Consider the following 18714-nt stretch of genomic DNA (forward strand, 5'->3'; position numbering starts at 1 on the left):
CTACAGGCGTCCCAGCGGCACGATCATCGGCGTATGCGCCACCGGATCTTCCACAATCACGCAGCGCAAGCCATACACCTGCTCAATCAAGGCCGGGGTGACAATCTCTGCCGGTTTCCCTTCGGCAATGATCCGTCCATGGCGCATCGCAATCAGGTGCGTGGCATAACGACAGGCATGATTCAGATCATGCAGCACCACCACCAGCGAACGTCCATGCTGCTGATTAAGATCCTGCATCAACTCCAGCAGCTCAATTTGATGGGTGATATCCAGCCAGGTGGTGGGTTCATCCAGCAGCAATAACGGCGTCTGCTGTGCCAGCACCATCGCAATCCACACCCGCTGACGCTGCCCGCCGGAGAGCGTATCCACCTGCAGCTCGGCCAGATCAGCCACGCCGGTCGCCAGCATCGCCTGCTGCACCGCCGCTTCATCTTCGGCACGCCAGCGGCCAAACAGCTGCTGATGCGGATAACGCCCACGCGCTACCAGCTCAGTCACGCTGATCCCCGCCGGGGCATTGGAACTTTGCGGCAGCAGGCCGAGACGGCGCGCCACTTCTTTCGTCGGATAACGATTGATGGCTTCACCATCGAGAAAAACCTGGCCTTTCAGCGGAGCGTTAAGGCGGCTCAGGGTGCGCAGCAGGGTCGATTTTCCACAGGCATTGGGGCCGATAATCACCGTCAGCTCCCCTTCCGGGATCGCCACCGACAAATTTTCCGCCACCACTTTTTTGTCGTAACCCAGCGTCAGCCCTTCGCCATAGAGACGTGAAGGAATTTCGGTCATTGGCGTCGCGCCTCCCGCACCAGTAAAGCAATCAGATAAAGTCCACCGAGGCTGACGGTAATCACACCAACCGGCAATTGATAAGGCAGGAACAGATGCTGCGCGGCGAAATCTGCAGCGATCAATAGCAACGCACCACACAGCGCGGTCAGCGGCATGCCGCCGCCGAGACGACGGGCTATCTGCGGTGCCAGTAAGGCGATAAACGAAATCGGTCCGACCAGCGCGGTCGAGGCCGCGGTCAGCACCACACCAAGCAACATTAACCACAGGCGGCTGCGCTCCACCGGTACGCCAAGCGCACAGGCGGTGTCATCACCCATCTCCAGCAAACGCATCCGGCGTGCCAGCAGTGCCACCAGCAGCAGACTCAGCAATAACACGGCAATCACCGGCGGTGTCTTCGCCCAGGTGATGCCGTTGAGCGACCCGGCACTCCATAAACCGGCGCTGACCGCAGATTCGAGCGACGCGCTGATAATCAGCCAGCTGTTGAGCGCCATCAGCAAGGCACGCACGCTGATGCCGACAATAATCAAACGAAAGGTTTCTACGCCATGACGCCAGGCAAACAGATACACCAGCGCTGCGGTGATAATGCCGCCCAGCAGTGCGGCAAGGGTTATCGCCGAAGCATTTTGATTAAACAGCACCAGCGCCACCAGCACACCGCTATAGGCACCGGTGTTAAAACCCAGAATGTCCGGGCTGCCAAGCGGGTTACGCAGCAGCGACTGAAAAATCGCGCCACTGATGCCGAGCGCCGCACCAATCAGCAACGCCATCAGCACGCGCGGCAAGCGCCATTCCAGCAGAATCAGTTTCACGTTGCTGGCGCCTTCGCCCCGCAACACCTGCCAGACCTGTTCACCGCTGATCGGCAGTGTGCCACGTGTCAGCGCCAGAAAAGCCAGCAGTCCGCATCCCAGCATCAGCCAGAGCGAATTCATCAGTGCGCGCCGCGTCATACCGCACCTCGCCCTAATTTGCGTCGTACCAGCACGATCAACATTGGCGCGCCGAGCATCGCGGTGACGATGGACACCCGCAGCTCACCAGGCACCAGCAGGCGGCCGATAATATCTGCGGCTAATAACAGGATCGGCGTCAGCAGCGCGGTGGCAGGTAGCAACCAGCGATGATCATTGCCCACCAGCCAGCGTGCCAGATGCGGTGTCATTAAACCGAGAAAAGCGATCGGCCCGACCGCTGCCGTTGCCGCGCCGCTCAGCAGCGCTATCGCCAGCAGCCCAAGCAGTTGGGTACGCGCCACGCGGGTTCCCAGCGCCGTCGCCATATCGCCCCCCATGCTCAGGCTGTTAAGCGCCTGCGACAGGCAAAAGGCCACCACGCTGCCCACCAGCACCGCCGGAAACAGGGTACGCAAAATGGTGAAATTGCGGATATCCAGCGAACCGCTGTGCCAGAAACGCAGATGATCGTAGATGTCAGGATTGAGCAGCGAAATCCCCGAGGTTAACCCTTCCAGCACCGCCCCCAGTGCCACCCCCGCCAGAGTCAGACGCACCGGATTCACGCGTCCGCCCCCCATCGCGCCGGTCATCGCCACCAGCAGCGAAGCCAGCAGCGCGCCGCCAAAGGCAAAACCAAGCCATGCGACCGGTGAGTCAGCACCAAACAGCGCAATGCCCAGCACCACAGCAAAACCTGCCCCGGCGTTCACCCCCAGAATCCCCGGATCGGCCAGTGGGTTGCGCGTCAGGCTTTGCATCAACGCACCCGCCAGCCCCAGCGCAACGCCTGCCAGCAATCCGGCCAGCGTACGTGGCAGACGTGCATCGCGCACAATCACGCAATCCGCATCAGAACAGGTTGAAATAAGCGAATGATAAACATCGGAAAAAGAAATAGATTTTGCTCCCAGCATCAAACTGAGAACAATAAGGAGCACCAGCAGCATCCCTGATCCTGCGAGTGCACGAGTCTGGCGCATAGCGTTCTGAACCTTCTACTTAACAACGTTTTCGCGTGCGTAAGGGAAATATGATAATGATATTTGTTATCGTTATTACTCGTATTTGTCTATGTTATCATGACTCGCCTCACGGAAGATGAGGAAAATTGGTGCAAAAAGGCAAAGAAATGAACAAACCCTCCCACTTTATTGATCTCTCCCTGCTTAAATCCCACCCGGCGTTTCGCGCGGTGTTTATCGCCCGTTTTATCTCGATTGTCGCCCTCGGCATGCTGGCGGTGGCGGTACCGGTACAAATTCAGCAAATGACGGCGTCATCCTGGCTGGTCGGTCTGGGGGTGACCGTGGCGGCCTGCGGCATGTTTATCGGTTTGCTGACCGGGGGCGTGCTGGCCGATCGCTATGAACGTAAAAAGCTGATTTTATTCGCCCGTTCTACCTGTGGCCTTGGCTTTGTCGGGCTGGCGATTAACGCTGCATTACCACAACCCTCACTGATGGCGGTGTATCTGCTGGGGTTGTGGGATGGCTTCTTTGGTGCGATTGGCGTGACCGCACTGCTGGCCGCGACGCCAGCGCTGGTCGGGCGCGAAAACCTGATGCAGGCCGGTGCCCTGACCATGCTGACCGTGCGCTTCGGCTCGATTCTCTCCCCGGCAATTGCCGGTATGGTGATTGCCAGCGGCGGTGTGGTGTGGAACTTCGCGCTGGCAGCGGCGGGCACACTGCTGACCGTGCTGACTCTGCTCAAACTCCCGCCATTGCCGCTACCGGCGCAGCCGCGTGAGAACCCATTGAAATCACTCGCCGTTGGTGTGCAGTTCCTGTTTAGCACGCCGCTGGTGGGAATGGCGGCGCTGATCGGCGCGCTGGTGACGCTGGCCAGTGCCATCCGCGTGCTGTATCCGGCCCTGGCACCGCATTGGGAGGTCAGCGCCGATCGGTTGGGATTGATGTTTGCCGCGGTGCCACTCGGCGCGGCAGTAGGGGCATTAACCAGTGGCCGCCTGGCGCATGCCAGCCGCCCGGGGCTGCTGATTCTCAGCAGCGCGATTGCCGCTTTCGTTGCGCTGGGGCTGTTTGGCCTGATGCCATCATTCCCCCTCGCCCTGCTGTGTCTGGTGGCTTTTGGCTACTTCAGTTCAATTACCAGCCTGGTGCAGTACACCCTGATCCAGGCGTTAACGCCGGATGCACTCCTTGGTCGTATCAACAGTCTGTGGACGGCACAGAATGTCACGGGCGATGCGCTGGGGGCGGTAATGATTGGCGCGATGGGGTCATGGCTGCTGCCACCGCAGGCCGCAACGATGTTTGGCTTCGCGGCGGCGGTGCTGGGTGTGCTGATGTGGTTTTTGATGGGGCGCTTACGCCGTTATCAACCGCCAGCGGTCACGCTGGCGGAAGACGCATCATGATTTAACGAACAATTTTTCCAGACGCGCCAGCAGATTGCTGGCGCTGTAGTAATCAAGGCGGAAGGTATCCGCCCCCAGCGCATACACCTGCTTGTGCGTGACCGCCTCGTTTTGTGCCAGGAATGGATTGCTCAGTACCGATTGCGCGGTTTTATCATCGGCAGCAAATAGCAGGAAGCTGTGGCCGGTCAGGCCGCTGGCGACGGTTTCACCCGATAGCTGAATAATATCTTTGCGCTGCCCCATGCTGTGACTCTGCTGGATATTGGCCGGGGGCATCGCCAGCGTGAAACCGAGCTGCTGCAACAATTTGCCCTGGGCTGATTCTGCCGTCCACAGATTCACAGCACGCCCGTCGCCATTCCAAACCATGGCAGAAACTGGCTGCGGTGGCAGCGTGATGGCTTTTTTCAGTGCCGCTTCACGATCGTCGAAAGCCTTAATGCGCTGTGTCGCCTGCGCTTCGTGGCCAGTGGCATCGCCAAGCAACGTCACTAAATCCTGCCAGCTTTTATCGTCGTAATTGATCACCAGGGTCGGGGCAATGGCAGACAGCTGGCTCACCAGTTTGATGGCGGAGTCATTACCGGTGGCGCTGACGATAATCAGATCCGGCGCTTCCGCCGCAACGGCTTCTGCACTGGGTTCACCGATATACAGACGCTTCACGCCACGCTGTTTCGCCACCTCGCCCCACTGACGGAAAAAACCTTGATCGTCGGAGAGGCGGCTGTTGGGTGCGGTAGCCCCCGAGGCGATGACCGGGGCATCAATCGCCAGCAGCGAACCGGTCAGCGTGAGGCTGGTCGAGACAATGCGCTGCGGCGCTTTGCTGAGCGTGACGATGCCCTGTTCGGTTTGAATCTTGCGCGGCCAGCCCTGGTCAGCGCGCGCCATGCTGCTGAAAGCCTGCAAAATGAACAACAGGACAAACGTGCCCCATAATCCGCATTTATTCATAAGTTTTCATCCACCGTTTAGCTTAATTCGGCGTCCGGCATCAGCGCCGGAAAACGCCTAAAGATAAGGGAACTCCCGCGAATCGATTGACTCTTTCGCCCGTTCGACGTAGGTTACTGGGCCATAATAAAAATGATAATCATTCTTAATAATCTTATCATTTAAAGGTGGAAATTATGGTGGAATCGTCCACGTTTGAAAATGCCTGGCTGCAGGATTTTTCCGCACTTTGCCGCGGATTCCTGTTTACCTCTCCCTGGCAGAGTCTGGTGACGCAGGGTTGTTACACCACCCTGACTGAGTCAGTGCAGGATGCTGCCGATTTACAGGGCCATTTTCAGCAGCAGCTGCGTCAGCACTTTGCTGCGGCCAAAAAGCAAGGTATTGAGAAACCGATTCTGGTGGGTGCCATCCCGTTTGATGCCAGCCAGCCTGCGGCCTTGTTTATTCCTGAATCTTATCAAACCTTTAACCGCGCCGATCTGCTGGCCGCGCTGCCCACCCAACCCGGTGCGCTGCCTGAGGTGCGTCGCCGTGCTGCCGTACCGGATCACGATGTTTTTCTCAACATGGTGGCCGAAGCTGTTGCCGCTACCCAACGGGGCGATCTCGACAAAGTGGTGCTGTCGCGCCTGATGGATATTGTCACGGAACAACCGGTGGATAGCGCTGCGCTGATGCAGCGGGTGATTGCGTTAAACCCCAACAGCTACCATTTCCATTTGCCCTTGCCGCAAGGCGGCGTACTGCTCGGTGCCAGCCCGGAACTGATGCTGCGTAAGCACGGCCGTGACTTCAGCTCCTGCCCGCTCGCCGGTTCTGCGCGCCGGGATAATGATAGCCAGCGTGATCGTGCCGCAGGCGACACCCTGATGAACTCCGGTAAAGATCGGCACGAACATCAGCTGGTGACCGATGCGATGCGCGGAACACTGCAACCACGTAGTCGCCGGTTGTCGGTGCCGACGGTGCCGACGCTGATTACCACCTCAACCTTATGGCATCTCGCCACCCAGATAGACGGCGAAGTGCAGGACGAGCGCGACAATGCGCTGTCGCTGGCCTGCCTGTTGCATCCAACCCCGGCGCTGAGTGGTTTCCCGCATCAGCGTGCTCAGCAACTGATTCAGGCGCTGGAGCCCTTTGATCGCCAGTTGTTCGGCGGCATTGTCGGCTGGTGCGATGAGGCAGGCAATGGCGAATGGGTGGTCACTATTCGCTGCGGCACAGTGCACGATACGCATGTGCGTCTGTTCGCCGGTGCAGGCATCGTTGCCGATTCACAACCCGAATCAGAATGGCGTGAAACCGGCGTGAAGCTGGATACCATGCTGCGCGCCTTTGGACTGCAATAAAGGAAAGACCATGAGTATTCCCTACAACCGCTGGCCGGATGACCTGGCCGCACGTTACCGCGAGAAAGGCTACTGGCTCGATGTGCCGATGACCGACATCCTGGCGCGTCAGCAGCACAATGAGGCGATCGCGGTTATCGATGGCGATCGTCAAATCAGCTATCGCGAAATGCATCGGCTGACTGACAACCTGGCAGCGGCGCTGCAACGCCGCGGCCTGAAAACCGGCGATACTGCGCTGGTACAGCTCGGCAACGTGGCGGATTTTTACCTGATGCTTTTTGCCCTGTTCAAAATCGGGGTGGCGCCGGTCAATGCTCTGTTCAGCCATCAACGTACCGAACTGACCGCCTATGCCGCGCAGATTGAACCGGCGCTACTGATTGCCGATCGCAGCCATGCGTTGTTTGCCGATGACAGCTTTATCGATACGCTGTGCCGCTCGCATCCGTCACTACAACAGGTGATTTTGCGCAACGATCATCAGCCGGAAAACACCCTCGACGCATTGCTGGCTGAAGCTGCCGGTGACTTCATCCCCACGCCGAGCGCTGGCGATGAAGTGGCATTCTTCCAGCTTTCGGGCGGCAGCACCGGCACGCCAAAACTGATCCCACGCACCCACAATGATTACTATTACAGCATTCGCGGCAGCGTGGAGATTTGCGCCGTGACTGAGCACACCCGTTATCTGGTGGCGCTGCCCGCTGCACATAACTTCCCGATGAGTTCGCCGGGCGCACTCGGCGTCTTTTATGCTGGGGGCCAGGTGGTGCTGGCTGCTGACCCCAGCGCCACGCTGTGCTTTCCGCTGATCGAAAAACACCAAATCACCGACACCGGCCTGGTGCCACCGGCGGTAAGCCTGTGGTTGCAGGCGATTCAGGAATGGGGCAGTAATAAACAGCTGGCCTCGCTCGAACGTATGCAGGTGGGCGGAGCCAAGCTGGGTGAAACCCTCGCCGCGCGGATTCAGCAGGAAATCGGTTGCCAGCTGCAACAGGTGTTCGGCATGGCTGAAGGCCTGGTGAATTACACCCGCTTCGACGATGACGTAAAAACCATCCTCACCACCCAGGGACGCCCGATTTCTGACGACGATGAAGTCTGGGTAGCCGACGCCGAGGGCAATGCCCTGCCGAGCGGTGAAGTGGGCCGTCTGATGACGCGCGGACCTTATACCTTCCGTGGCTACTACCGCAGTCCGGAGCACAACGCTGCCAGCTTTGATGCCGATGGATTTTACTGTTCCGGCGATCTGATTGAGATCAACCCACAGGGTTACATCACCGTGCAGGGCCGCGAGAAAGATCAGATCAACCGCGGCGGCGAGAAGATCGCGGCAGAAGAGATCGAAAACCTGCTGCAACGTCACCCGGATGTCATCCACGCCGCGCTGGTGTCGATGAACGATGAGCTAATGGGTGAAAAAAGCTGCGCCTTTATTGTCGCCAGCCAGCCGATTAAACCGGTGGCGCTGCGTCGCCATTTGCGCGAACTGGGCGTTGCCGAGTTCAAATTACCCGACCGTATTACCTGCGTAGACGCCCTGCCGCTGACCCCGGTTGGCAAGGTGGATAAAAAACGTTTGCGCCAACAGCTTGCCGATCAACAAGCGCAAGCCTGACCTGTTCCGGAGATTGTATGGCTATTCCAAAATTGACCTCTTATCCGCTGCCGACCGCCACCGAGTTGCCTGCCAACAAGGTGAAGTGGAGCCTGGAGCCGCAACGCGCGGCGCTGCTGATTCACGATATGCAGGCCTATTTCCTTAACTTTTGGGGCGAAAACAGCCCGCTGGTGAATCAGATCGTCGAAAACATTGCGCGTCTGCGTGCGTACTGCAAAGCGCAAGGTATTCCGGTGTTCTACACCGCGCAGCCGAATGAGCAGAGCGATGCGGACCGCGCTCTGCTCAACGATATGTGGGGACCGGGCCTGAACAAACATCCCGATCAACAGAAGATCGTCGATGCTCTGGCCCCGGATCAGGATGATCAGGTACTGACCAAATGGCGCTATAGCGCATTCCATCGTTCGCCGCTGGAGTCGATCCTGCAGGAGATGGGCCGTGATCAGTTGATCATCACTGGCGTGTACGCCCACATCGGCTGCCTGACCACCGCGACCGATGCCTTTATGCGCAATATCCAGCCATTTATGGTGGCCGATGCGCTGGCTGACTTCACCCGCGAAGAACATATGATGGCTCTGACCTATACCGCAGGCCGCAGCGGCAAAGTGGTGATGACGGCTGATCTGATGCCACTGCCGCTCTCCAAAGATGAACTGCGCGCGCTGATTCTGCCGCTGCTGGAAGATGATGATGTGCCGGAAGATGATGAGAACCTGATTGATTATGGTCTCGATTCGGTACGTGTGATGGCTTTGGCCGCTCGCTGGCGTCAGGTACATAGCGATATTGATTTCGTCAGCCTGGCGAAAAACCCCAGCATTGATGGCTGGTGGGCGCTGCTGTCACGGGAGCGTGCGTAATGAGTCTGCCTTTCGATTTTCGCGGGAAAATTGTCTGGGTAACCGGTGCCGGTAAAGGTATCGGCTACCATACAGCCCTCGCCTTCCATCAGGCGGGAGCGCAGGTAGTTGGCTTCGATCTGCATTTTGATCAGGCTGATTATCCCTTCTCCTGCCAGGTCATGAACGTGGCTGATGCCGCCGAGGTGAAAACCGTGTGCCAGCGGCTACTGGCCGAGCAGCCGCGTCTCGATGTGCTGGTAAACGGTGCCGGGATCCTGCGCATCGGCAGCACCGAAGAACTGGCGTTTGAGGACTGGCAGGCGTGCCTGGCCGTCAATGCAGGCGGGGCATTCAATATGTTCCAGCAAACGCTGCCGGTATTCCGTCAGCAACGTGCTGGCGCCATTGTCACTATCGCCTCCAATGCCGCCCATGCGCCGCGCCTCGGTATGTCCGCCTATGGCGCATCAAAAGCCGCACTACGTAGTCTGTGCCTGACTGTCGGACTGGAGATGGCCCCGCTCGGCGTACGCTGCAATATCGTTTCACCCGGTTCTACCGATACCGATATGCAGCGCAGCCTGTGGCATACGCCGGAAGCGGAACAGGAAATGATCAACGGCTTCCAGGATCAATACAAACTGGGGATCCCGTTGCGCAAGATCGCACAACCACAAGAGATCGCGGCCAATATTTTGTTCCTCGCATCTGATCTTGCCAGCCATGTGGTGTTGCAGGATATTGTGGTCGATGGTGGCGCAACATTGGGAGCCTGATGCATGGCTATCTGGAAACGACCGTTCGATCTGGCAGCACTCAATAAAATCGGTGAAAACTCACTGGTGGGGCACCTTGGCATTGTGTTTACCGTGATTGGCGACGATTACCTCGAAGCCACCATGCCAGTTGATGCCCGCACGCAACAACCGTTTGGCCTGCTGCACGGCGGTGCATCGGTGGTGCTGGCGGAATCGATGGGATCGATTGCTGGCTACCTTAGCGTGGAAGAGGGAAAAAGCGTGGTGGGGATTGAGGTGAGTGCCAGCCACCATCGCGCCGTCAGCAGCGGCGAGGTACGCGGTATCTGCCGTCCACTGCATCTCGGCGCACGTAATCAAAGCTGGCAGATTGAGATTCGCAATGGCCGCGATCAGCTGTGCTGTAGTACCCGTCTGACGGTGGCGGTACTGGGTTAGAACGTGGGTGAGCACTAAAGTGCTCACCTTTCATTATTTACCCGATCCGGCAAGCGGCTTCTTCTTGTTATATTTCGCTTTACCTCTGAGTGTCAGCTCTCCGTTAAAACCTATATATCGCACAAGGCGGCGAGTCTCAAAATCCACCTTTCTGCAATATTCTGTAAACGCCTTTTGATTATGCTTATTGGTTGATATTCGATAGCCATCAATAATTTCTGTGGTAATTTTTTTATAAGAAGAAGGGTTGAGATTCCCGCCACTCTGAGCGATAAGGGCATTAATTTCCTCACAGGTCATTCCCCGTTCTATTAAAAACTTTCGTCCTTTATCTTTAAAAACATTTTTGACCATCACCTTTTGTCGGAAAGGTTCATAGCTTACTTTGTATTCCCGACTAAATTTTTCAATAGATCTGTTTCCATTGCGTTGCTCCTGAGTGAGAGACGCCCATTTTACCATTGCAGCCATCATTTCTTCATTTTGCTGCTCAACTTGCATAATTTTTTCGCCCGCCTCTTTAAGGCCATTCGCGGTAGCATAAACCTGCAATGTATGACGGCTTATATTGTTCCTTTCACAAAACGTGGTCTTCGTGCCATAATTTTTTCGGACTTCCCCCAGCGCCATCCATTCCCGGATAAGATCTGCGGTTATCCTGTCATCCTGACCTGGCTGGCGGTTAAGTACCGCTCTGCCACGTGCCGTAAATTTATTGCCTTTGAAAAAATAAGGTAACTTGCTCTCATCAAGATTATTCTTTATACAGAATGCATGCAGGGCTTCCTGAGATAATTCAGAATTATTTTGCATTAACATGCCATGAAGTTCTTTCATATGCCCGGGTTGAACATGATTTTTCTCCTCTATCTGATTGCGGGCATAACTTTCTATTCTTTGCAGACTTTTCAGACCGCGTGTATTGACCCCTGACCTGCGCAGCACTGAATCAAGCGTTTCAAAAAGCACATTATATTTTATCGCCAATGTTTCTCTTGCCCCAGGTATCGCGCGTTCTTCTTCCGTTTTATTCAGCCATTCATTAATCGCTTCTTTAGGGTTTGAGAATTTATGTCCTTCATCCAGCTGAATTTTTTGTTTCCCTCGCAATGTCAACTTACCATCTTCGTAGATATATTTCATTGCAGTGACAGGAACAAGTTGATTTTTTTTAATAAACCTCCTGCGATTTCTTTCCTTTCTGGGTAATTTTTTAAACTGCCGCAAAAGATCCGCAGTGATCCTTCCCTTTTTCTGCGAAGGGATTTTTTCCTTTACTGATGAATCATCACTGGAATCAATTTCTGTTTCCTGGCTAACTTGATCATCCTCGGGAACTCTATTTTTTTCAAAAATTTTTATGCTTTGAATCTTTTTTTCTAAATCTTCAGTTAACTGCTTATTTTTTTGGGGCAGGATCTTAATAAGATTTTTTATATCTTCCCGCAAATCATGACCATAAATTCCTGTTAACATCGTATCAGTGAGAGGTTTACCCGCAAGGGTTTTATCTTTTCGCCCTTTGAATAACGCAAAGGCTGCGGCATCTGTCATACAAAACCCTGTTTTTCCAATGGGTTGAACTCTGCTTTTTTCCGTGCTCAGCCTGTAAATATTTTCTACCAGAGTAAAATGCACATTGCCCGCTGGAGACCAGACCGCATTATAATGATTTTCATTTGGGATATATTGAATCACCGCCAAATGACGATCTGAATTAATGATTTCTTTATGATCAACAAACTCACTATTTGAGGAATCAATAACAGAAACAACCATATCACCCCGTTGCTTTTCATCGTCCTCATGCTCTTTTTTGGTAATCACAAGCAAGGCATTTTGTTTACGAAAGCATTCTGATAGTGCGATCAACTGCGGCAACACTTCAAAACTGGCATCAACCCAGCTATCAGCATTGCCAATGTTGTCTGCCAGCCATGATAGCCCGCTGGGAAGTCCTTCTGGCTGTCCATCTCCGACAGAAATAGAGTCGGGTTCTGTCTTAACTATCGGGGGATGATGTTTCATTATTCTGTATCTGGAGCCATAATTTATCAGTAATGACTCATCTTTTTTGATATCACGAATAGCCATATAAACAATAATATTTTCGCCCGCCCGAATAGCGATCAAATTATTTTTATCAGAAGGCACAACTTTATCGCCCTGCACCAGGGCGGTATTAACAAGGGCCAGATTCGTATTTTTTAAATGACCTGCAATGCCACTATATACATTCACTGGCTTTCGTCGAAAACCTCTTTTAGATCTGGGACGGTGTCCTTTGGTTTCAAAAAAATAGGTCGGACAGTGACTGTCACTGCTTACATACATTTCATCACATTGCGTGCGATTCCTCAGAATAAATCCGCCATACAAATCCGGTAACACCTCACCTAACCTGATAGCTCTGGCAGCCTTTAATCCGAAACCTAATTCAGGGTGTTCTTCATCACTAAATATATGATAGCAATCCGCACCTGCATCTCCGGCCTTTCCCTCCTGAATATTCTTCACCAGATTCCGTATCTGTTGCGTAGCGGAATCTGCGATTTTTTTTGACAGGCTCTTTTTATCAGCAATGCTAATTTCTAAGTTTTCGGCATCAACATGCATTAACTCTTCACGCAGGGGTCCCTGTTTTATCCCCAAGGCTTCCAGCTCATCATCTTTGTGCAACAAAACCGGTAAATTTCCGGGCCGACGCTGATGATAAAGATTAATATCGTCCTCCTCTAACGATTCCTTTTTTATATTAATGGTTTGATTAATCGATGGGGTATCAGATATATTCGCCTGGTGAATAAAAGATATATTTTCAACCAGGGCTGATTCTATATTCATTGATACTGGAACTGGTGAGGGAACAGAAGGTGCTAATCTTTCAACAGGTTGCATTTAAACTCCTTTTAAATACACAGATATGATTACCGAAGCGTCCTTATCCTGGTCGCTTATGCCGGCTGTTCTGAACGATGTCGATCCTGGCACAATATTCCGTAACGAAACGGTGCCTTATGCACAAAACCAGCCATAAAATGCAGATGAAGGGAAGGTGAACGGTAGGAAAACGCTAATAAATATCTTATACAGCGCGAAAAAAAATCTGGCAGTTACCGGTGTAACTGCCAGATCAGATTTTAACTTTTACAGCAGAGATAACGCAGATTAACGCTGATAGATGATTTCGACGCCTTCGTCGTCATCTTCGTCCCAGTCATCATCCCAGTCGTCGTCTTCTTCCACTTCCTGGGCGTTTTCCATGGCTTCGCGGTGGTAATCATCCCACATGAAGGCCACTTTCTCCGGCTGCTTCTCTTCTGTTTCCGCTTCTTTGGGATTGGCGATAATGAAGCTCATCACGTCCCAGCAGAGCTCATTGACGCCATCACGGCTGGCAGCAGAAATCAGATAGTATTTCTCTTCCCAACCCAGCGCTTCTGCAATGGCTTTAGCGCGGCTTTCCGCTTCTTCGCGGCTCAGCAGGTCAGTTTTGTTAAACACCAGCCAGCGCGGCTTCTGATACAGTTTATCGCTGTATTTTTCCAGTTCACCAAGGATGATGCGCGCGTTTTCAACCGGATCTGACTCGTCAATCGGCGCAATGTCGATCAGGTGCAGCAGGACGCGGCAGCGTTCCAGGTGTTTCAGGAAGCGAATACCGAGGCCGGCACCTTCCGCAGCACCTTCAATCAGGCCCGGGATGTCGGCAATCACGAAGCTCTTTTCGCTGTCCATACGCACCACGCCGAGGCTCGGCACCAGGGTGGTAAACGGATAATCTGCCACTTTCGGCTTGGCCGCAGAAACGGCGCGAATAAAGGTCGATTTACCGGCATTCGGTAAGCCAAGCATACCAACGTCAGCCAGCAGCATCAGCTCCAGCTGCAGGTCACGCTTTTCACCCGGTGTACCCATGGTTTTCTGGCGTGGTGTACGGTTCACCGAAGATTTAAAACGGGTGTTACCCAGGCCATGCCAGCCGCCTTTGGCGACCATCAGCTGCTGCTCGTGGCGCGTCATATCGCCCAGCGTTTCGCCTGTGCCCTGGTCAATAACACGCGTACCCACCGGGACTTTAACAATGATGTCTTTACCGCGTTTGCCGGTACAGTCACGGCTCTGGCCATTCTGGCCACGTTCAGCACGGAAAGATTTTTCGAAACGATAATCGATCAGGGTATTAAGGTTTTCATCCGCCAGCAGGTAGACGTCGCCGCCATCGCCGCCATCGCCGCCGTCCGGGCCGCCTTTCGGAATGTATTTTTCGCGGCGGAAGCTCACGCAACCATTACCGCCATCACCCGCGACCACGAGGATCGTCGCTTCATCAACAAACTTCATTTTCTTTCTCCGTCACACTGTCGTTCGCGGCAGAACTCTGACGACGAACGGGTCCGCCAGGGTCTTCTGCGCTGACCGGCGGCGGATAATACAGGATTGGCAATGCCATGTGTACATAAATTGTACAGCAATCTGCGCAAGGGTGCTGGGCTTACGTGCACTCCGCAACAGAATGTAAAAAGCCCCGCAAAGCTGCGGGGCCTTTCATTCGTTCGTTCAGACGTTAACCGTCTGCGTCACGACAACCTTACTCAGCAACGATGCTGATGTATTTACGGTTGTTCGGACCTTTAACTTCGAATTTCACTTTGCCGTCTGCGGTAGCAAACAGAGTGTGGTCACGACCACAACCTACGTTGTTACCGGCGTGGAATTTGGTACCACGCTGACGAACGATGATGCTACCTGCCAGAACAGATTCACCACCGAAACGTTTTACACCCAGACGTTTTGCGTTGGAGTCACGACCGTTACGAGTCGAGCCACCAGCCTTTTTATGTGCCATTTGTCAGATCTCCTCTTAGGCGCTGATGCCAGTGATTTTCACATCAGTGAACCACTGACGGTGGCCTTGCTGCTTACGGTAGTGCTTACGACGACGAAACTTAACAATTTTAATTTTCTCGCCACGACCATGAGCAACGACTTCTGCTTTGATCACACCGCCTGAAACCAGTGGCGCGCCGATTTTCACGTCTTCGCCATTTGCAATCATCAGAACCTGGTCAAACTCGATGGTTTCACCGGTTGCGATGTCCAGCTTTTCCAGGCGAACGGTCTGACCTTCGCTTACTCGGTGTTGTTTACCACCACTTTGGAAAACCGCGTACATATAAAACTCCGCTTCTGCGCTTGCCTTTCTGTTAATCAGGCGGCGCTATAAATATTCACAATAGGGCGCGAATTCTACGCAAATCTCCGGCAGAAGACAAGTGCACTTTGCACTCTCTTGCAGAAAAAAAGCGCAGGATGAATGCAAACGTTTATCAACCCGATTTTTCAAGTACAATCAGTAACAGATTACCTGAACTCACGCTGGGTAAAAGCGCTTACCATGCCGAGAAACGAGTCATAGCTGAACAGACGAATGAACTTAGAACAGATTAATGAATTAACCGCGCAGGACATGGCGGCCGTCAACCAGACCATCCTCGACCAGTTGAATTCAGATGTCTCGCTGATTAACCAGTTGGGCCATTACATCATCAGTGGCGGTGGAAAACGCATTCGCCCGATGATAGCCGTGTTGTCTGCACGTGCACTGAATTACCAGGGTTCGCAACATGTCACCAATGCGGCGCTGATCGAATTTATCCACACCGCCACGCTGCTGCATGACGATGTCGTGGATGAATCCGATATGCGCCGTGGTAAAGCCACAGCCAATGCCGCATTTGGCAATGCGGCCAGTGTGCTGGTGGGTGATTTTATCTATACCCGTGCTTTCCAGATGATGACCAGTATGGGATCCCTGAAGATCCTTGCGCTGATGTCTGAAGCGGTGAACGTCATCTCCGAAGGCGAAGTTTTGCAGTTGATGAACGTCAACGATCCGGACATCACTGAAGAAAATTACATGCGGGTGATTTACAGCAAAACCGCCCGTCTGTTTGAAGCCGCTTCACAGGCATCAGCGATTCTGGCCGAAGCCACCCCGGCGCAGGAAAAAGCGCTGCAGGATTATGGACGCTATATTGGCACCGCTTTCCAGTTAATTGACGATTTACTGGATTACAGCGCGGACGGCGAGACGCTGGGCAAAAATACTGGAGATGACCTGAGCGAAGGCAAACCCACACTGCCCCTGCTGCATGCGATGCGTAACGGTTCACCAGAACAGGCGCAGATGATTCGCCGCGCGATTGAAGAAGGTAATGGTCGCCATTTACTGGAACCGGTGCTGGAAGCAATGCGCCAGTGTGGTTCGCTGGAATGGACGCGGCAGCGCGCGGAAGAAGAAGCTGATAAAGCCATTGCTGCCCTGGAAGCACTGCCAGAAAGCCCGTGGCGTAGCGCCCTTGAAGCATTAGCCCACATGTCTGTACAACGCGATTATTGATCCCTGCGGGGCCAGCTCTGGCCCCCTTTTCCTGCTCTCACTTCCCTTGTACGTCTTTTCATTATTTGCAGTGCTTTTGCGAAACAGTTCGCAGTTACAAGCAATGGTTACGATTTTACTGGAAAATTACTGGAGCCATTTGCTATATACTTCCGTATATTTCCAGATATTACTACACCGGAAAGAATCCCTCACCCGAAGGATGAGAAGACAACATGGACATGGAGAAGAGCGTTTATGCATGCATGGAAACAAGACTGGCACCCGGCAGACATCATTGCAAAGCTGCGTAAGAAAGGAACCACAATGGCAGCGTTATCGCGTAAATCGGGCCTGAGTTCATCGACTCTGGCGAATGCCATTTCCCGTTCCTGGCCCAAAGGAGAGTGGTTGATTGCCAACGCCTTGGGTGTACACCCTGCGGAGATCTGGCCAAGCCGTTATTTTGATCCTAAGACTCAGCGTTTGCGGAAACGCACGGGGCGCCCGAAGCCAAAAAAGGTGCCTCAATCTTCAGAGTGATGCTCGTGTAGCCAAAAAAAACCAGCCGCAGTACGGCTGGTTTTCTCATTAAAGCCTGGAAGACAATTATTCGCCGCTAACGCGCTCGATATTGGCACCCATAGCTTTCAGTTTATCTTCGATGTGCTCGTAACCACGATCGATATGGTAAATACGATCAACCAGCGTAGTACCTTCCGCAATGCAACCCGCCAGCACCAGACTGGCTGATGCACGTAAATCGGTCGCCATAACCTGCGCACCCGACAGCGTCTCCACGCCGTGACAAATTGCGGTATTGCTTTCGATCTCCGCATGCGCGCCCATACGAATCAGTTCAGGGATGTGCATAAAGCGGTTTTCGAAAATGGTCTCGGTGATCACACCGGTGCCTTCAGCCACCAGGTTCAGCAGCGTAAATTGCGCCTGCATATCGGTCGGGAAACCCGGATGCGGTGCAGTGCGAACGTTAACCGCTTTTGGGCGCTTACCGTGCATATCGAGGCTAATCCAGTCGGCACCGGTTTCAATATCCGCACCGGCGTCACGCAGTTTAGCCAGTACCGCATCCAGGGTGTCAGGCTGAGTGTTGCGACACACCACTTTGCCACGCGAAATCGCAGCAGCAACGAGGAAAGTACCGGTTTCGATACGGTCCGGCAGGACACGATAAACACCGCCACCCAGACGTTCTACGCCTTGAATGGTGATTTTATCGGTACCAGCACCGCTGATTTTTGCACCCAGGGTGTTCAGGAAGTTCGCTGTATCAACAATTTCCGGTTCACGCGCAGCGTTTTCAATGATAGTAGTGCCTGTTGCCAGCGTTGCCGCACTCATGATGGTCACCGTGGCACCGACGCTCACTTTGTCCATCACGATATGCGCGCCCTTCAGACGACCATCAACTGAGGCTTTAACATAGCCCTCTTCCAGTTTGATCTCTGCACCCAGTTGCTCAAGGCCAGTGATGTGCAGATCAACCGGACGTGCGCCAATGGCACAACCACCCGGCAGTGAAACCTGCCCCTGACCAAAACGCGCAACCAGCGGTCCCAGCGCCCAGATCGAAGCACGCATGGTTTTCACCAGGTCATAAGGCGCACAGAAGACATTAACTTCGCGCGCATCAACGTGCACCGAACCATTACGCTCGACCTGGGCACCCAGCTGACTCAGCAGCTTCATGGTGGTGTCGATGTCACGCAGTTTCGGCACATTCTGAATCTCTACCGGCTCTTCTGCCAGCAGCGCTGCAAACAGAATTGGCAGCGCAGCGTTTTTCGCCCCGGAAATGGTCACTTCACCACTCAAACGGGTGGGGCCTTGCACACGAAATTTGTCCATTAACACGGTTCTCAATTATCAATCAAACAAGCCCGCCTGCGCGGGCGCACCAAAGCAGTGCGCTTAGAAACCGTTAAGTTTACGATCGCGCGCCCACTCGGCAGGAGTATAAGTTTTTATGGAAACCGCATGAATGCGATTATCCGCAATGTATTCCATCAGTGGCGCATACACAGCCTGCTGTTTTTTAACCCGGCTCAGCTCGCCGAACATCTCGCCGACCGCAATCACCTGAAAGTGGCTACCGTCGTTGCTGAGAACATGCACTTCTTCTAATGGCAACGCCTGCATCAGCACCGCCTGAACTTCACTATTTTCCATCGCT

18 protein-coding genes are annotated in these 18714 nt (G+C 53.8%); 8 read left to right on the forward strand and 10 right to left on the reverse strand.

Features of this window, described 5'->3' with window-relative positions:
• From PW844_RS25580 to fepD, 3 genes are read right to left on the reverse strand one after another with little or no spacing between them, the layout of a single operon-like run.
• Positions 1-795 carry an ATP-binding cassette domain-containing protein gene (locus tag PW844_RS25580; RefSeq protein ID WP_299457813.1) on the reverse strand — a complete coding sequence of 265 codons (795 nt, stop codon included), beginning with the start codon at positions 793-795 and terminating at the stop codon, positions 1-3.
• Entirely contained in the window at positions 792-1763 is a 972-nt protein-coding gene (fepG, locus tag PW844_RS25585) for an iron-enterobactin ABC transporter permease (RefSeq protein WP_299457816.1), read from the reverse strand. Before fepG ends, PW844_RS25580 begins: the two co-directional genes overlap by 4 nt.
• The gene (fepD, locus tag PW844_RS25590; protein ID WP_299457819.1) at positions 1760-2716 is read right to left on the reverse strand and encodes a Fe(3+)-siderophore ABC transporter permease; all 957 of its coding nucleotides are present in this window, start codon (positions 2714-2716) and stop codon (positions 1760-1762) included. Before fepD ends, fepG begins: the two co-directional genes overlap by 4 nt.
• 182 nt (positions 2717-2898) lie before the next feature.
• Here fepD and entS point away from each other — a divergent pair, with 182 nt between their 5' ends.
• Positions 2899-4149 carry an enterobactin transporter EntS gene (gene entS / locus PW844_RS25595; RefSeq protein ID WP_299457822.1) on the forward strand — a complete coding sequence of 417 codons (1251 nt, stop codon included), beginning with the start codon at positions 2899-2901 and terminating at the stop codon, positions 4147-4149.
• Here the strand turns inward: entS and fepB are convergent.
• Complete coding sequence (fepB, locus tag PW844_RS25600) at positions 4144-5109, reverse strand: Fe2+-enterobactin ABC transporter substrate-binding protein (RefSeq protein ID WP_299457825.1); 966 nt, start codon at positions 5107-5109, stop codon at positions 4144-4146. The genes entS and fepB overlap by 6 nt on opposite strands.
• 176 nt (positions 5110-5285) lie before the next feature.
• Here fepB and PW844_RS25605 point away from each other — a divergent pair, with 176 nt between their 5' ends.
• Genes PW844_RS25605 through PW844_RS25625 form a run of 5 tightly spaced genes read left to right on the forward strand, consistent with a single transcriptional unit; the run spans position 5286 to position 10138 of the window.
• A complete protein-coding gene (locus PW844_RS25605) occupies positions 5286-6464 on the forward strand; it encodes an isochorismate synthase (RefSeq protein ID WP_299457828.1) in 1179 nt (392 codons plus the stop codon).
• A 10-nt stretch (positions 6465-6474) separates the two neighbouring features.
• Complete coding sequence (locus tag PW844_RS25610) at positions 6475-8091, forward strand: (2,3-dihydroxybenzoyl)adenylate synthase (RefSeq protein ID WP_299457831.1); 1617 nt, start codon at positions 6475-6477, stop codon at positions 8089-8091.
• 17 nt (positions 8092-8108) lie between these two features.
• A complete protein-coding gene (locus PW844_RS25615; RefSeq protein WP_299457834.1) occupies positions 8109-8960 on the forward strand; it encodes an isochorismatase family protein in 852 nt (283 codons plus the stop codon).
• Positions 8960-9718, forward strand: a complete 759-nt coding sequence (dhbA, locus tag PW844_RS25620; RefSeq protein WP_299457837.1) for a 2,3-dihydro-2,3-dihydroxybenzoate dehydrogenase — start codon at positions 8960-8962, stop codon at positions 9716-9718. The genes PW844_RS25615 and dhbA overlap by 1 nt, the downstream gene beginning before the upstream one ends.
• A 3-nt stretch (positions 9719-9721) precedes the next feature.
• Positions 9722-10138, forward strand: a complete 417-nt coding sequence (locus tag PW844_RS25625; RefSeq protein ID WP_299457840.1) for a hotdog fold thioesterase — start codon at positions 9722-9724, stop codon at positions 10136-10138.
• A gap of 33 nt (positions 10139-10171) precedes the next feature.
• Here the strand turns inward: PW844_RS25625 and PW844_RS25630 are convergent, their stop codons facing one another.
• The 4 genes from PW844_RS25630 to rplU form a co-directional block, all read right to left on the reverse strand.
• Positions 10172-13036 (reverse strand): SET domain-containing protein-lysine N-methyltransferase, encoded by a 2865-nt coding sequence (locus tag PW844_RS25630; RefSeq protein WP_299457843.1) that lies wholly within the window; start codon positions 13034-13036, stop codon positions 10172-10174.
• A gap of 270 nt (positions 13037-13306) precedes the next feature.
• Positions 13307-14482 (reverse strand): Obg family GTPase CgtA, encoded by a 1176-nt coding sequence (gene cgtA / locus PW844_RS25635; protein WP_299457846.1) that lies wholly within the window; start codon positions 14480-14482, stop codon positions 13307-13309.
• A gap of 247 nt (positions 14483-14729) precedes the next feature.
• Entirely contained in the window at positions 14730-14987 is a 258-nt protein-coding gene (gene rpmA, locus PW844_RS25640; protein ID WP_006121751.1) for a 50S ribosomal protein L27, read from the reverse strand.
• A 15-nt stretch (positions 14988-15002) separates the two neighbouring features.
• Positions 15003-15314, reverse strand: a complete 312-nt coding sequence (rplU, locus tag PW844_RS25645) for a 50S ribosomal protein L21 (protein WP_013507673.1) — start codon at positions 15312-15314, stop codon at positions 15003-15005.
• 255 nt (positions 15315-15569) lie between these two features.
• On the opposite strand from rplU, the gene ispB reads away from it, so the two are divergent.
• Both ispB and PW844_RS25655 read left to right on the forward strand, forming a co-directional pair.
• Positions 15570-16541 carry an octaprenyl diphosphate synthase gene (gene ispB / locus PW844_RS25650; RefSeq protein ID WP_084872191.1) on the forward strand — a complete coding sequence of 324 codons (972 nt, stop codon included), beginning with the start codon at positions 15570-15572 and terminating at the stop codon, positions 16539-16541.
• A gap of 237 nt (positions 16542-16778) precedes the next feature.
• The gene (locus tag PW844_RS25655) at positions 16779-17063 is read left to right on the forward strand and encodes a helix-turn-helix transcriptional regulator (protein ID WP_299457864.1); all 285 of its coding nucleotides are present in this window, start codon (positions 16779-16781) and stop codon (positions 17061-17063) included.
• 66 nt (positions 17064-17129) lie between these two features.
• On the opposite strand, the gene murA is transcribed toward PW844_RS25655, so the two are convergent.
• Positions 17130-18389, reverse strand: a complete 1260-nt coding sequence (murA, locus tag PW844_RS25660; RefSeq protein WP_299457866.1) for a UDP-N-acetylglucosamine 1-carboxyvinyltransferase — start codon at positions 18387-18389, stop codon at positions 17130-17132.
• Between the two features lie 63 nt (positions 18390-18452).
• Positions 18453-18710, reverse strand: coding sequence for a BolA family iron metabolism protein IbaG (gene ibaG, locus PW844_RS25665; protein WP_007886637.1), 258 nt, complete (start codon positions 18708-18710; stop codon positions 18453-18455).
• Positions 18711-18714: the final 4 nt, after the last annotated feature.

Source organism: Pantoea sp. (assembly GCF_028283705.1).
Classification (GTDB): Bacteria; Pseudomonadota; Gammaproteobacteria; order Enterobacterales; family Enterobacteriaceae; genus Pantoea.

Bases quoted from the DNA above. Each gene is read 5' to 3' on its own strand.
- PW844_RS25610 (WP_299457831.1), top strand. From the start codon at position 6,475: ATGAGTATTCCCTACAACCGCTGGCCGGATGACCTGGCCGCACGTTAC.
- rpmA (WP_006121751.1), bottom strand. From the start codon at position 14,987: ATGGCACATAAAAAGGCTGGTGGCTCGACTCGTAACGGTCGTGACTCC.
- PW844_RS25655 (WP_299457864.1), top strand. From the start codon at position 16,779: ATGCATGCATGGAAACAAGACTGGCACCCGGCAGACATCATTGCAAAG.
- entS (WP_299457822.1), top strand. From the start codon at position 2,899: ATGAACAAACCCTCCCACTTTATTGATCTCTCCCTGCTTAAATCCCAC.
- fepD (WP_299457819.1), bottom strand. From the start codon at position 2,716: ATGCTGCTGGTGCTCCTTATTGTTCTCAGTTTGATGCTGGGAGCAAAA.
- fepB (WP_299457825.1), bottom strand. From the start codon at position 5,109: ATGAATAAATGCGGATTATGGGGCACGTTTGTCCTGTTGTTCATTTTG.
- PW844_RS25605 (WP_299457828.1), top strand. From the start codon at position 5,286: ATGGTGGAATCGTCCACGTTTGAAAATGCCTGGCTGCAGGATTTTTCC.
- PW844_RS25615 (WP_299457834.1), top strand. From the start codon at position 8,109: ATGGCTATTCCAAAATTGACCTCTTATCCGCTGCCGACCGCCACCGAG.
- fepG (WP_299457816.1), bottom strand. From the start codon at position 1,763: ATGACGCGGCGCGCACTGATGAATTCGCTCTGGCTGATGCTGGGATGC.
- PW844_RS25630 (WP_299457843.1), bottom strand. From the start codon at position 13,036: ATGCAACCTGTTGAAAGATTAGCACCTTCTGTTCCCTCACCAGTTCCA.
- PW844_RS25625 (WP_299457840.1), top strand. From the start codon at position 9,722: ATGGCTATCTGGAAACGACCGTTCGATCTGGCAGCACTCAATAAAATC.
- ibaG (WP_007886637.1), bottom strand. From the start codon at position 18,710: ATGGAAAATAGTGAAGTTCAGGCGGTGCTGATGCAGGCGTTGCCATTA.
- PW844_RS25580 (WP_299457813.1), bottom strand. From the start codon at position 795: ATGACCGAAATTCCTTCACGTCTCTATGGCGAAGGGCTGACGCTGGGT.
- rplU (WP_013507673.1), bottom strand. From the start codon at position 15,314: ATGTACGCGGTTTTCCAAAGTGGTGGTAAACAACACCGAGTAAGCGAA.
- dhbA (WP_299457837.1), top strand. From the start codon at position 8,960: ATGAGTCTGCCTTTCGATTTTCGCGGGAAAATTGTCTGGGTAACCGGT.
- ispB (WP_084872191.1), top strand. From the start codon at position 15,570: ATGAACTTAGAACAGATTAATGAATTAACCGCGCAGGACATGGCGGCC.
- murA (WP_299457866.1), bottom strand. From the start codon at position 18,389: ATGGACAAATTTCGTGTGCAAGGCCCCACCCGTTTGAGTGGTGAAGTG.
- cgtA (WP_299457846.1), bottom strand. From the start codon at position 14,482: ATGAAGTTTGTTGATGAAGCGACGATCCTCGTGGTCGCGGGTGATGGC.